The following is a 13,488-nucleotide window of genomic DNA, read 5'->3' as shown; positions in this document are numbered from 1 at the left end:
ATGCCCGGCCCGTATGCCTGCCACCTCCCCCAGACCTTTCGGAGTAACGAGAGATGAGCACGGACATCGACCTTCTGGAAAGCTCCGGCGTTGGACTGGAGACGGCGCTCCGCATTACCGGCGACGCGCTTGCCGACGCCGATGACGGCGAGCTCTTTCTCGAATATTCGCAGTCGGAGGCCCTCGGCTGGGACAACGGACGGCTGAAATCGGCAAGCTTCGACACGTCTCAGGGCTTCGGCCTCCGGGCGGTTGCCGGCGAGGCGGCTGGCTATGCCCATTCCGGCGAGATCTCCGAAGCCGCGCTTAAGCGGGCGGCAGATGCCGTTCAGGCGGTGAAGACCGGCCACACCGGCACTTATGCCGCGCCGCCAGCGGGCACCAACGCAAGGCTCTACGGGGCCGAAAATCCGCTGGAAGCGCCGGGCTTTGAAGAAAAGGTCCAGCTGCTCCAGCGCGTCGACGCCTATGCGCGCGACAAGGATCCGCGGGTGCGGCAGGTAAGCGTGTCGCTGGCGGGCTCGTGGCAGGTGGTCGACATTCTGCGCGCCGATGGTCACCGGGTCCAGGACATCCGTCCGCTGGTGCGCTTCAACGTCTCCGTCGTCGCCGGCGAGGGCGACCGGCAGGAAACGGGCTCGTACGGCATCGGCGGACGGCAGCCCTACGGCGAGTTCATTGCCGAGGCCAACTGGAAGCATGCGGTGGACGAGGCGCTTCGCCAGGCGCTGGTCAATCTCGATGCGATCCCGGCCCCGGCCGGTACCTTCGATGTGGTGCTGGGCTCCGGCTGGCCGGGCATTCTTCTGCACGAGGCGGTCGGCCACGGACTTGAAGGCGATTTCAACCGCAAGAAGACCTCCGCCTTCGCCGGCCTGATGGGCCAGCGTGTCGCCTCGCCGGGGGTTACCGTCATCGACGACGGCACCATCGCCAACCGCCGCGGTTCGCTGACCGTGGACGATGAGGGCACGCCGACGTCGGAAACCGTCCTGATCGAAGACGGCATTCTCGTCGGCTACATGCAGGACCGCCAGAACGCCCGCCTCATGGGCATGAAGCCGACCGGCAACGGGCGGCGGCAATCGTTTGCCCACATACCGATGCCGCGCATGACCAACACCATCATGCGCGCGGGCGAGCACGATCCGGCCGAAATCATCGCTTCGGTGAAGAACGGCATCTACGCCGTCTCCTTCGGCGGCGGTCAGGTGGATATCACCTCCGGCAAGTTCGTGTTCTCCTGCACCGAGGCCTACCAGATCGAGAACGGCAAGATCGGCGCGCCGGTAAAAGGCGCGATGCTGATCGGCAACGGACCGGACGCGCTCACCCGCGTGCCGATGATCGGCAACGACATGGCGCTCGATCCCGGCATCGGCACCTGCGGCAAGCAGGGTCAGGGCGTGCCGGTGGGCGTCGGGCAGCCGACCATGCGGATCAACGCGCTGACGGTGGGCGGCACCGCCGCCTGAAGCCTATGGAGGCGACGGATGGCGGATCGGATCACCTTCGTCGTCTTCGACATGGATGGCGTGCTCTATGACAAGCATGCCGGCGCCCGGCTCCGGGCGCTTTCCGCGTTGAGCGGGCGCACGCCCCGCGAGATTGACGATGCGATTTTCAGATCCGATTTCGAAGCCCGGGCGGAAGCCGGCGATCCGGCAACCGGCGACGCCTATCTTGCGGGTTTCAGCGAAAGGCTGGGCCACAAAGTCGACCGGCAGACCTGGGCCGGGATCCGGCGCGACATGATGAGCGTGAAGCCCCGCGTCTTCGAACTGGCGCGCCGGCTGAAGCGTCATGTCGATATCGCCATGCTGACGAACAACCCGATCCTACTGAAGGAAACGCTCGCCGACTGCGCGCCGGAAGCGCTCGCCCTGTTCGGCGCATCGGCCCATGTCTCGGCCGAATTCGGCGCACGCAAGCCGGACCCAGTCCTTTACCGGAAGATCTGCGCGCGTCACGGCCATGCGCCGGAGCGTACGGCAATGGTCGATGATTCCCGCAGGAACATCGACGGCGCGAAACGCGCGGGGCTGACCGGGCTCCTCTTCGTCAACGCGATCGTGCTGGAGACACACCTGAGGCGCCTGCAAGCCTTCACCGGAAAGGGACGCGCCCTGCCCGCGCCCGGCCGCGCGCCTCGGCCCTGCGGATAGCCTTCTCATTCCGGGGCCGTGGCGCGGCGATCGCCAACCAGAATGCCGCTACGGCACTGCATGCGAATGCTTGAAACTCCCCGAACGGCGGCCATGAAAATAAATCTGGGCAGCAACGTTTTGCAGGGGGATTAGTCTGTTACCATAGGGACATCTCCCTTGTCGGTCACACTTGAAAGCCGCCCATGGCCACTGATGCCGCGCCTCCGTTTCTGCTCGAATCCGTCGTCCTGCTCGCAACTGCCGTCGTTGCCGTCCCCCTGGCAAAACGTCTCGGGCTCGGCGCCGTCCTCGGCTATCTCGGCGCAGGCATCCTGATCGGGCCGCACGGGCTCGGGCTCTTCCGCAATCCGGAGAGTATTCTTCAGGTCTCCGAGCTTGGCGTGGTGCTGCTGCTGTTCCTGATCGGGCTGGAGCTCAATCCGGCCCGGCTGTGGCGCATGCGCAGGGACATATTCGGGCTCGGCGTCGCGCAGGTGCTGCTGACCGGACTGGTTCTGACCGCGCTCATCATGACAATCGCCGATTCGTGGCGCGTCGCCGCCGTCGCCGGGTTTGGCATGGCGCTGTCCTCCACCGCCTTTGCCCTGCAGCTGCTTCAGGAGCGCGGCCAGTTGCAGACGACGTACGGCCAGCGCGCCTTCGCCATCCTGCTGTTGCAGGACATCGCCATCGTGCCGCTTCTGGCCGGCGTTTCGCTGCTGGCGCCGGGAACGAGCGAGCCTTCCATGCCCGTGTGGCAGGAGGCGGGGATCGCCTTGGCCGCCATCGGCAGCGTGCTTCTGGTCGGGCGCTACGGCCTCAATCCCCTCTTCTCCTTCCTCACCCACTGGGGCGCGCGCGAGGTCATGCTGATCGCGGCACTTCTGGTGGCGCTCGGCAGCGCGACCGTGCTGCACCTGGCCGGCCTGTCCATGGCGCTGGGCGCCTTCATCGCCGGCGTGCTGCTCGCCGAATCCTCGTTCCGCCACACGCTGGAAGCCGATATCGAGCCTTTCCGCTCGCTGCTCATGGGCCTGTTCTTCATGGCGGTGGGGATGACCTTCGCCCTCGACGTCGTGTTTTCCTCATGGCCGATCATTCTGGCCGGCGTCGCAGCGGTGATGAGCGTCAAGGGGCTGGTTCTCTGGGCGTTGTCGCGTATCTTCGGTTCATCCAACACCGATGCGCTGCGCATCGCGACCACCCTGCCGCAGGGCGGCGAATTCGCCTTCGTGCTGTTCTCCTCCGCCTATACGCTCCGGCTTATGAATGCCGACGACAAGTCCGGCCTCATCGCCGTCGTCATCCTTTCGATGATGATGACCCCGATCGTGTGCGCGGCCTACGACCGGATCGCGGAGCGCCTGCGCGCGCGCGGCGTGGCGCCGGAGATCGTGGAGAGTTTCGAGGAAGCGAAGGCCAGCGTGCTGATCTGCGGCTTCGGCCGATTCGGCATGGTCGCGGCGCAGATGCTCGCCGCCGAGGGCATCTCGATCACTGCCATGGACCGCAACGCCGACCGCATCAACTACGCCCGCAAGCTCGGCTACAAGGTCTACTACGGCGACATAACCCGCGCCGACGTGCTGCGCTCGGCCGGAGCCGATCAGGCCGCCGTCGTGGCGCTGTGCGTGGAGCGCGACGACATCATGCACAAGGCGATCGAGTGCATCCGCGAGAATTTCCCGCAGGCGCGCCTCTACTGCCGGGCGACGGACCAGGCCCATGCGATCGACCTGACCAAGATGGGCGTCGATTTCCACATCCGCGAGACGTTCGAATCCGGCATCGTCTTCGGCCGGGCCGCACTGGCGGCACTCTCCATCCCGGCCGACCGCATTTCGGCGATAGAGGAAGACGTGCGCCAGCGCGATTTCGACCGGCTGCAGTTGCAGCTCACCGGCGGTCTCTTCGCCGGCACGGACATCCTGCATGCGCGCACGCCGCGCAAGGAACAGCACAGCGAAAGCGCTTGAGGGTGAAGGGCGCCCAACGATCGGGGCCGGCGGCTTGTTTTGCGCGACGTCGCGCCCTGCCCGGAAAGACCGGAACGAAGCGTTTTTCCCGGACGCGGACATTTCGCCGGCAAAACCGGCACTCCAACGCTGGCAAAGACGGTTATAGGCGACTATCTTCGCGGCCAAGAGGGAGCGGCTCGCTTGCCGCAGACCCGCTTTCTGCAGGTATGCAAGATGGTGCGCTCCCGTTCCTTGAGACGAACACAGGCCTTTCTTACCGCCCTCAGGCGGCGCAAGGCCCTTTCCGCTGCAACAGGCGCGAACCACATGAACCGCTACGAATCCCCCCGCTCCGGCGGCGAAGCCCGCATCCGGTATCTCGACGGCGATTTCCAGATCCTATCGCCCGGCAACTACGTGCGTTGCGCTGTCACCGGTCAGACGATCCCGCTCGACGAGCTGAAATACTGGAGCGCGGAGCACCAGGAAGCCTATATCGACGCCGCGGCCGCCATGAGCCGCATGCGGCCGGAATAGGCGTCGCGGGCCTCCCGCAAACCATTTTGCGTGCTTTGCGTCAGTGGAAGGGATGGTCGCGGATCACCCTGCGCAGCAGTTCCATGACGCGGCGTGGGTCGCGGAAGACGAGATCGACCTCGACCACCCGGGCCGCGCCGGCGAGCCAGCGCATGAGTTCCTGATCCCCCCCCTCCAGACGCCGCATGTCCTTCGTGGTGGTGACAGGGACGAGCCCCTTCTCCTCCGCCGTGGTCAGGATTTCCTGCACCTCCTGACGCGTCAGGACGTGGTGGTCGGGGAATGCCCGGTGCTCGACGATTTCCGCGCCGAATTCCTCCAGCGTATCGAAAAATTTCTGCGGCCGGCCGATGCCTGCAAAAGCCAGAACGCGCCGGCCGGAAACCTCAGGGTTGGGCCGCGGCTTCAGATCCGCGCGCAGAACGGTCAACCCGCGCCGCGCCGCCTGGCGCACCAGCCGCGCCCCACCCTCGCCGGGGCCGATGATGATGAGCGCGTTCGCCTTCACCATCTGGTCGCGCAAGGGCACCCGGAGGGGCCCCGCCGGGATGGTCATGGCGTTGCCAACGCCCACGGCCCCTTCCGCAACCACGAAGGCGAAATCGCGAAAAAGGGCAGGGTTCTGAAAACCATCGTCCATCAGGACGACGTCGGCGCCCGCCTCAACCGCCATCCGTGCGCCGGCGCCGCGATCGGCGGAAACGATGGTGGGCGCGGCATCCGCCAGAAGCAGCGCCTCGTCACCGACCTCTCCCGCCAGATGCGTGTCGGGATCGACCCGGACCGGGCCTTCCAGGCTGCCGCCATATCCGCGCGTGAGAATGAAGGGCCTGTGTCCCTCGTCCAGCAGGAGCTTCGCCAGCACGATGGTGGTCGGCGTCTTGCCCGCGCCGCCGGCAACGAAATTGCCGACGACGATGACAGGCACCGAAACCCGATCACGGGCGGGCTGGCGCATGCGCCTGCGGGCGATGCGGCCATAGACAAAGGCGACAGGCGCCAGTGCGAGCGCCTTCAACCCGATGCGTTGCTGCCACCAGAAATCAGGTGCCGACCGCTGCACGTGCCCCATCCTTGTCCATCCGCCGCGCCGGCCCTGCCTGCGGGGCCTGCTAATCTAGCAGCTTGCCGAGTCCCGTTTCGAGCACCGTCTTCACCGCAGCCAGCGCGCCCTGGCCGGACTGCGCACAGCCTGTCGCTGCCGCCGCAAGGCGCGCCACTTCGGCCGGATCGTCAAGAAGCCGCGCCAGTTCCGCCTGAAGTCCGCTCGCATCGCGGACGATGCGCGCCCCTCCGGCCTCGCCCAGCGAGCGGTAGATGCCGGAGAAATTGCGGACATTGGAGCCGGACACGATCGCGCAGCCGATCTGGGCGGGCTCGATCGGGTTCTGCCCGCCATGGGGGACGAGCGAGCCGCCGATGAAGGCGATGGACGCAAGCCGATAAAATAGCCCCAGTTCACCAATCGTGTCGGCCACATAGACGTTGGAGCCGCGACGGACGAGCTCGCCGCGCGACCGCAGGCTCACATCGTGCCCGGCGCGCGCGAATGTGTCGGCGACCTCCGGTCCGCGCTCGGGATGCCGGGGCACTGAGATCAGCAGAAGATCTTCCCGCTTCGCACGCAACACGCGATGGATATCGGCCAGCATCGCCTCTTCGCCCGGGTGCGTGCTGGCGGCGATCCAGACCGGCCGGTCGCCGATCACGGCGGCAAGCGCTTCGAGCGCCTTCTTGTCATGCGGCAGCGGCGGCACGTCGAATTTCAGATTACCGGTCGAGCGCACGTCGCGCACGCCGAGCGACGCGAAGCGCTCTGCGTCCGCCTGCGACTGGGCCAGGCACAGCGTGATGCAGCTGAATACCGAACGCGCGCCTGCCCCGAAACGCGCCCAACCGCGGCCGGAGCGCTCCGACATGCGGCCATTGACGACGACAGTAGGAATATGCCGGGACGCAAGTTCGCTGAATGTCGCCGGCCAGATTTCCGATTCCACCATGATCGCCAGTTTCGGCCGCCACGTATTCAGGAAACGGGCAACCAGTGGCGCAACGTCATAGGGCACGAACTGGTGTACGGCCCCTTCCGGCAGCCGCTCAACGGCGAGGCGCGCGGATGTTACGGTGCCGGTCGTGAGCACCACGTTGAAGCCACGCGAGACGATCCATTCGATCAGCGGCAGAACGGCGTTGGTCTCTCCCACGCTTGCCGCATGCACCCAGACATGGGCGCCCGGTCGCGGTACCAGACCTGCATGGCCGAAGCGCTCACCCCGGCGTGCGGGATCCTCCTTGCCATGCTTCACGCGACGGGCATGCAGCAGGCTCAATCCGGGCACGGCGAGACGGCCGGCGACCCGGTAGGCCCGAAGCAGCGCGCTGCGCGTTTCAGCCATTGCCCTTTTCCGTCATTGCGTAGGCGCGCGCCGTTGCCGCGTCGAGCCCTTCCTCGACCTTCAGCCGCGCAGCCTCCAGGGCCTCATCATCCGCATCCTTCGGCACTCGAATGAGCTCTTCGCCAACCAGCGCCAACCGGCTGAACGGCAGGTTGATCGTGGCGTGGTCCCAGGTGTCGAGATCGATGTGCCGGCTGGTGGCGATCGCCATGGGCAGGATCGGACAGCCGGAGTGTTTGGCGAGTTGCACGATGCCCGCGCCGGCGACGCGGGCCGGGCCTTTCGGCACGTCGGCGGTCATCGCCACGGTCGCCCCGTCCTCCAGCGCCGTGAGCGCTTCGAAGAAGCCACGCATGCCGCCGCGCTTGCGCATCTGGCGGCTCTTCTGCGAGCCGGAGGCACGGATCAGGCCGAGGCCGAGCCGCTCGGCCGCGACCGCGTTCACCTCGCCATCGGCCGAACGCGAGATCATCACCCGCACGTCCAGGCCGTCGGGCCGGGCGAAGGGCATCATGAAATGCTGGCCGTGCCACATGGCGATGATGAGCGGCGCCTGCGGCAGCACGCTCTCGTAAAGGTCCGCCGGTTCGATGGCGAGCGGCGAGGTCCTGCGCACCAGCAGCAGATAGCGCGCCAACATCCGTCCGACAAAATTCAGGACAGCCGGATTGCGTGCGACGCCCTTCAGCATGTTCCCGCCCGTTTCCGGCGTCTGCGTCCCTCGCTTCGTTCGCTCGCGATCGTTCTCACGCGGTTCGCACGGGCGACAACGGCGCACAGGCGGTCGATCGGACGACGTTTCAAGGATCAGGCGCCTCTCGTCAGTTCGGGGATTTCGCATTGCGGCGGCACATGAAACGCGCGCCGCCGGGCCCCGCAATGGTCTCGGTGAGGCCGGCAATAGCCTCCCCGGCGCGCGCGGGCAAGAGCCTAGAGCACGTTCCGCCCAGGCGAACCCGCCGGGACGACAACAAACCGCGCCCTGTCGGTCACCGGGACCTCCTGTCCGCCTCCGTTTCGGGCGCGGCCAAAGCCGGTCAAGAACCCGGTGCTTACTTCGCGGGCTCTTTCGGATCGAGCAGACGGTGCATATGGACGATGAAATAACGCATGTGCGCGTTGTCGACGCTGGCCTGCGCCTTGGCCTTCCAGACGTCGTAGGCCTTGGCGTAGTTCGGATAGATGCCGACGATGTCCAGCTTGTCGAGATCGCGGAACTCGACCTTGTCGATCTCGGTGAGTTCGCCGCCGAAAACGAGGTGCAGCAACTGGGAGGGCTTTTCCTGTTCGCTCATGATCCGTTCTGCCTTGATCCGTTCAAACTGAATATCGTCGACCTGAATGGCCTGACAGCCTGCCTGCCACATCGGGCGCGAGGGGGCGCAAAGGCCGCCTCAGCCAAGAACGCTGCGCACGACCTCGCCCAACGCGTCGCGAAGGGAGGGGGAAGTCGCGATCAACGCGGGGTGGCGGACATCGGCGCGGTTGTAGCGCAGCGCGCGGCCGTCGAGGTCGGTGAGCTGGCCGCCCGCTTCCTGCACCAAAAGATCCGCTGCCGCAAGGTCCCAGTCATGCGAGCGCGCCGTGGCGATAGCCGCATCGCGCCGACCGTCGGCGACCAGCGCGATGCGCAGTGCCAGCGAGCGGATCGGATCGTCCTGGTTGATGCCGGCGTCCTGCAGCGCCGTCCTCTCGCGAAGGGCCCGCGGCCCCGCCACATGCGCGCCCGACAGCTGCGAGCGCCCGTTGACCGCGATCGTCGTCCCGTTGAGGCGCGCACCACTGCCTGCGGTCGCAAGATAGAGATCTTCCGCGACGGGCACGTAAAGCGCGGCCGCCACCGGCCGGCCCGCTTCCACGACCGCGACGCTCACCGACCAATCGGCCTCGCCATGGATGAAGGCGCGGGTGCCGTCGATCGGATCGACCACGAACAGGCGCTCGTGTGAAAGCCGCGTCTTGTCGTCCGTGGTCTCTTCGGAGAGCCAGCCATAACCGGGCCGCGCGCCGCGCAGTTCGCTGGCCAGATAATGGTCGACCGCCAGATCCGCCTCGGTGACCGGCGAATTGTTCTCCTTGTTCCACACCTTCGGATCGCGCCCGAAGTAGCTCATGGCGAGACGGCCGGCCTCGCGCGCGGCCTCCGCGAGCAGTTCAAGGTCCTGTTCGGGGTTCATCGCGGGAAAGGCGTCAGCGTCCGGCAAGGGTCAATCCTTCGATAGCGACCGTCGGCGCGCTGGTGGAGAATCTCAGGTCCGGATCATTGGCAGGGCGCAGCCTCGCGAACATGTCCTTCAGATTGCCCGCCACCGTGACCTCGCTCACCGGATAGGTTAGTTCGCCGTTCTCGATCCAGAAGCCCGAAACGCCACGGCTGTAGTCGCCGGTGACCGGGTTGACGCCGTGGCCGATGAGGTCGGTGACATAGAGCCCCTCGCCGATCTCGCGGGTCATGTCCTCGGGCGACATGTCGCCGGGAAGGAGCGAGAGATTGGTGGGACCGGGCGAGGTGCCGGAGCCCGCGCGCGCGGCCCGCGCATTGGTTTCAAGCCCGAGTTCGCGCGCCGTCGGACCGTCAAGGAACCAGGCATTCAGAACGCCGTCCTCGATCATCGAAAGAGGGGCGACCGGCAGGCCCTCGCCGTCGAAGGGCCGGGAGCCCGTGGCCCGCGGCTTCAGCGGATCGTCGGTGATCGTGATGCCGGGGGCAAAGACCCGTTCGCCCATGCGGTCGCGCAGGAAACTCGTCTTGCGCGCGACCGCGGCGCCATTGACCGCGCCGGCGAAATGCCCCACCAGCGAACGCGCTGCGCGCGGCTCGTAGATGATGGTCGTGGTGCGTGTGTCGACCTTGCGCGGATTGATCCGGCGTACCGCGCGCTCGCCCGCCCGTCTGCCGATTTGCGCCGGATCGTCGAGATCGGCCCGGTGGGTGCGGAAGTCGAAATCGTAATCGCGCTCCATTCCCGTGCCCTCGCCGGCAACCGCCGTCATGGACAGCGAATGACGCGACACCAGATAGGAGCCGGAAAAGCCTGTGCTGGTCGCCAGCACCACGCCGCCGACGCCGCCGGAGGCAGAGGCGCCACCGGACTTGGAAACGCCGGAGACCGCCAACCCCGCCTCTTCCGCCGCAAGCGCCGCATCGCGCAGGTCGTCGGCGCTCACCTCGCTCGCGTCGAGAAGATCGAGCGACGGCAGGGAGCGGGCCAGACGGTCGGCATCGGCAAGACCGGCATAAGGGTCTTCCGGCGCAATGCGGGCCATGGCGACGGCCCGTTCGGCAAGGCCTGCGAGATCGTCGAACGCATTGGCGGAGACGCTGGCCACGCGGCGACCGACGAAGACGCGCAGGCTGAAGCCATCGGATTCCGAGCGTTCGGTTTCCTCCACCTTGCCCGCGCGCACGGAAACGGAAAGCGACTGACCGGTGATCGCGACCGCATCGGCGGCATCGGCGCCGGCGGTGCGGGCGGCCTCCACCAGACGGGCGGCGCGCGCTTCGAGATCCTGCTGATCGACGGTGAGTGTCATCTCAATCCTTTCACTCCCGAACGGCCCGCATTCGGCACCGGTCCGGGTTCGTGTGTGCGCAGTATATAGGGTGGCTAGGAGCGGCTTTCCCGTGCGGCCGCCTCCAGCATCCTCAGCAGCGCGCCATGTCTATGCCTCATGCCGGGTCCGGGCAAGGTCCTGCCGGGCAAACGCATTGCGGCGCGGATGTAAACGGAACCTGAACGACCCGCTCACCATTCCCTAACCCTCTTTGAAATCAGGAAAATTTAACCAGGTTTCTTAAGCAGGTTCGAACCGCCGCCGCCTATTGTCGATCACGTCAAACGGGAAGCCGGCCATAAAAAAACAGAGCCGGCCACGGGAGAGGCAAATTGAGGCGTCAAACAGCAACCTGCGGGCTCGCTCCCGCGGAACAGGAGACGTGCGCGCGTCTGGATCCCCTCGCGCTGCCTTCCACCTTCACTGTCGGCCTGGCCGAAAGTGAAGGTGGGCTGGCGGGGGCGGATATCCACCTGGACCGCAACACCGTCATCGTCACGCGTCGCCACAACGGCCGGCGCAACCAGATCTTCCTCAAGCTTCGCGACTTTCGCGGCGTCGCGGCCCGCGTGCGGCCGGCGGATGTCGCAGGTGCGATCGAGGTGACGCTGGAGCTGTTGCACGCGGAACCCTCGTTGTCGCTGGTGTTGATGGAAGCGAGCGACCTCGATGACGTGGTCGCCGACTGGCAGGCCTGGGCCCGCCGGCTGGCCCTGCCGCTTCTGATGATCGAACCGGACGGCACGCTCAGCGAGGTAGCGGGCTCCCCCAACCGGATCTCGGTCGGCCGACCGGGGCCTCGACGGCGCTCTTCTGTCCTGCGTGGGCGCCGTCCCCGGTTTCTCGTGCGCCGCAAGGCCGGCATCGCCGGCATGATGCCGGTTCACGTCGGCGAGCGCGAGATCATCGCACGGCGCTGACCCGTTCATTCAATCGGGAAGCGTTCTGCAATGCCGGGCCGGAATGCGCACGCCTCAGGCGTTCGCCATCTTGTCGAGCAGGATTTCCAGCTTGTGCCGGACTTCCACTTTCACCGGCTCGCAGACGCGCAATATTTCCTCCGCCTTCAGAAAATTCAGCACGCGAAAAGCATCGATATCCGGCCGGATGAGGATGTCGGGTGCCTGCGTCTTCAGTTTTTCCGCCGTAATCGTCTGCATCAGGATCTGCGTCGAGCCGAAGATCGAATCGCTGGCGGACGGCAGGCTGCGCCCCTTGCGCGGGATCGGCGAGCCCACGACATCCACCGCGATGACGATATCGAGCCCCTGCGGCAGGGTGTCGAAGGGCAACGGGTTGACGACGCCGCCGTCGATCATCACCCGCTCCCGGAAGGTCACCGGCTTGAACACGACCGGAATGGCGATGGAGGCGGCGACCGCCTGGTGCAGATCGCCGGAGCGGATCGCCACCTGGCGGCATTCGTAGAAATCGGTCGCGACCACCGTCAGCGGGATCCGGAGATCGGCGAAATCGCGCGGGATCGAAGAACCCGCGAAGACCTCAAGCACCCGGGTAGCGTCGAACTGCGCCAGGCCGCTGCCGGCGAAAAGGTCGGCAAAGCGGCGCGGACGCAGCTGCCACAGGCGACCCAGCGCATCGGCGCGCTTTCGGAAGATACCGGTTGCGATCTCACGAATTTCTGCCCCTGAAAGCCCGCCGCAATAACCGGCACCGATGATTGAACCGATGGACGTGCCCGCGATGGCCGCCGGTACGATGCCCATCTCGTCCAGCGCTTCGAGCACGGGGATATGCGCCAGCCCGCGCGCGCCTCCGCCGCCGAGCGCAAGTCCGATACGCGGTGAAGTCATGAGACGCGTGTTCCTTCGCAAAGAATGCAAGCGACGGGATGATGTGATCCGCCGCCTGCCCGGCAGCCTGGAGGACAGGCTCTCGTGATGTGGGAGCGGTTGGCCGATGTGGCAACCGCCTGCAGGAACCAACGCGTTACTGCCGCCGTCCGTTTCACGAAGGTGCGAAAAAGGCCAGCAGGGCGGCGAGCGTGGCGTCCGGGTTCTCCTCGGGCAGGAAATGGCCGCCGTCGATTGGCTGGCCTTCGGCCTCCGGCGCCCACTCGCGCCATATGTCGAGCGGGTTCTTGTCCGGTGACAGGCCGCGTCCGCCCCACAACACCAGGAGCGGCAGGTCGATTGTCTTGCCGGCGGCGCGGTCGGCGGTGTCGAGATCCATGTCGATGCCGGCACCGGCGCGATAGTCCTCGCATGCCGCGTGGATGCGTTCGGGGTCGGAGAAGAACGCGCGATAGTGCTCCAGCGCCCGCTTGTCGAAGACGGAGAGATTGCCGTTGCCGGTCCAGCTCGCCAGCGTGTGTTCCAGGTAGAAGGTGCTGGCGCGCGCGATGAGGTTTTCCGGCAGCGGCATCGGCTGGGCCAGGAACATCCAGTGATACATCTTCAGCGCGAACGTCTTGTCCATCTGCCGCCAGTATTCGAGGGTCGGCAGGATATCGAGCACGGCGAGACGCGACAGCCGGTCGGGATGATCGAGCCCCAGGCGATAGGCGACCCGGGCGCCGCGATCGTGGCCGGCGAGCGCGAAGGTCTGGTGGCCGAGTCGCGTCATCATCGCGACGATATCGTTGCCCATGGCGCGCTTGGCATAGGCGGCCCCCTTCTCTGACTTCGGCACCGAACTTTGGCCATAGCCGCGAAGATCGGGGATGATGCAGGTGAAATGCCGGGAGAGGTCCGGCGCCAGCTTGTGCCACATGACGCCGCATTCGGGATAGCCGTGCAACAGCACCAGCGGCGGCCCCTCCCCGCCGATGCGCACGTGCAGCGTCGCGCCATCGCCCTCCACCTTGCGGGTCTCGAAACCGGGAAAGAGTTCGGGCAGGTCGACCATCGGATCATCCTCGCAGGTTCGCCGCGA

General features: G+C 66.5%; 13 protein-coding genes. 5 read left to right on the top strand and 8 right to left on the bottom strand.

What is annotated here, in order from left to right; genetic code table 11:
* The first annotated feature begins 53 nt into the window (after nt 1-53).
* The 4 genes from tldD to V2L18_RS14750 all read left to right on the top strand — a co-directional run bounded on the left by tldD (nt 54) and on the right by V2L18_RS14750 (nt 4,642).
* Entirely contained in the window at nt 54-1,475 is a 1,422-nt protein-coding gene (gene tldD, locus V2L18_RS14765) for a metalloprotease TldD (RefSeq protein WP_336179023.1), read from the top strand.
* An 18-nt stretch (nt 1,476-1,493) separates the two neighbouring features.
* Nucleotides 1,494-2,165 carry an HAD-IA family hydrolase gene (locus V2L18_RS14760; protein WP_336179022.1) on the top strand — a complete coding sequence of 224 codons (672 nt, stop codon included), beginning with the start codon at nt 1,494-1,496 and terminating at the stop codon, nt 2,163-2,165.
* A 185-nt stretch (nt 2,166-2,350) separates the two neighbouring features.
* A complete protein-coding gene (locus tag V2L18_RS14755) occupies nt 2,351-4,123 on the top strand; it encodes a monovalent cation:proton antiporter-2 (CPA2) family protein (protein WP_336179021.1) in 1,773 nt (590 codons plus the stop codon).
* 309 nt (nt 4,124-4,432) lie between these two features.
* The gene (locus V2L18_RS14750; protein ID WP_336179020.1) at nt 4,433-4,642 is read left to right on the top strand and encodes a DUF2093 domain-containing protein; all 210 of its coding nucleotides are present in this window, start codon (nt 4,433-4,435) and stop codon (nt 4,640-4,642) included.
* A 40-nt stretch (nt 4,643-4,682) separates the two neighbouring features.
* On the opposite strand, the gene lpxK is transcribed toward V2L18_RS14750, so the two are convergent.
* The 6 genes from lpxK to V2L18_RS14720 form a co-directional block, all read right to left on the bottom strand.
* Nucleotides 4,683-5,705 (bottom strand): tetraacyldisaccharide 4'-kinase, encoded by a 1,023-nt coding sequence (lpxK, locus tag V2L18_RS14745; protein WP_336179019.1) that lies wholly within the window; start codon nt 5,703-5,705, stop codon nt 4,683-4,685.
* A 49-nt stretch (nt 5,706-5,754) separates the two neighbouring features.
* Nucleotides 5,755-7,038 (bottom strand): 3-deoxy-D-manno-octulosonic acid transferase, encoded by a 1,284-nt coding sequence (locus tag V2L18_RS14740; RefSeq protein WP_336179018.1) that lies wholly within the window; start codon nt 7,036-7,038, stop codon nt 5,755-5,757.
* Nucleotides 7,031-7,729 carry a lysophospholipid acyltransferase family protein gene (locus V2L18_RS14735; RefSeq protein WP_336179017.1) on the bottom strand — a complete coding sequence of 233 codons (699 nt, stop codon included), beginning with the start codon at nt 7,727-7,729 and terminating at the stop codon, nt 7,031-7,033. Before V2L18_RS14735 ends, V2L18_RS14740 begins: the two co-directional genes overlap by 8 nt.
* A 361-nt stretch (nt 7,730-8,090) precedes the next feature.
* Nucleotides 8,091-8,333: a DUF4170 domain-containing protein gene (locus V2L18_RS14730; RefSeq protein ID WP_336179016.1), complete on the bottom strand. Its 243-nt coding sequence runs from the start codon at nt 8,331-8,333 to the stop codon at nt 8,091-8,093.
* Between the two features lie 99 nt (nt 8,334-8,432).
* A complete protein-coding gene (locus tag V2L18_RS14725) occupies nt 8,433-9,242 on the bottom strand; it encodes a 3'(2'),5'-bisphosphate nucleotidase CysQ (RefSeq protein WP_336179015.1) in 810 nt (269 codons plus the stop codon).
* Entirely contained in the window at nt 9,229-10,572 is a 1,344-nt protein-coding gene (locus V2L18_RS14720) for a TldD/PmbA family protein (RefSeq protein WP_336179014.1), read from the bottom strand. Before V2L18_RS14720 ends, V2L18_RS14725 begins: the two co-directional genes overlap by 14 nt.
* Nucleotides 10,573-10,925: 353 nt before the next feature.
* On the opposite strand from V2L18_RS14720, the gene V2L18_RS14715 reads away from it, so the two are divergent.
* A complete protein-coding gene (locus V2L18_RS14715) occupies nt 10,926-11,513 on the top strand; it encodes a DUF6101 family protein (RefSeq protein WP_336179013.1) in 588 nt (195 codons plus the stop codon).
* Nucleotides 11,514-11,567: 54 nt separating this feature from the next.
* Here V2L18_RS14715 and V2L18_RS14710 read toward each other — a convergent pair whose 3' ends face one another.
* Together V2L18_RS14710 and V2L18_RS14705 are read right to left on the bottom strand one after the other, a co-directional pair.
* Nucleotides 11,568-12,407 carry a patatin-like phospholipase family protein gene (locus V2L18_RS14710; protein ID WP_336179012.1) on the bottom strand — a complete coding sequence of 280 codons (840 nt, stop codon included), beginning with the start codon at nt 12,405-12,407 and terminating at the stop codon, nt 11,568-11,570.
* Between the two features lie 154 nt (nt 12,408-12,561).
* Nucleotides 12,562-13,461, bottom strand: coding sequence for an alpha/beta hydrolase (locus tag V2L18_RS14705; protein WP_336179011.1), 900 nt, complete (start codon nt 13,459-13,461; stop codon nt 12,562-12,564).
* Nucleotides 13,462-13,488 lie beyond the last annotated feature (27 nt).

Origin of the sequence: Breoghania sp. JC706 (genome assembly GCF_037026715.1) — a bacterium.
Taxonomy (GTDB): domain Bacteria; phylum Pseudomonadota; class Alphaproteobacteria; order Rhizobiales; family Stappiaceae; genus Breoghania.
This window is presented reverse-complemented; position numbering and strand designations above follow the sequence as displayed.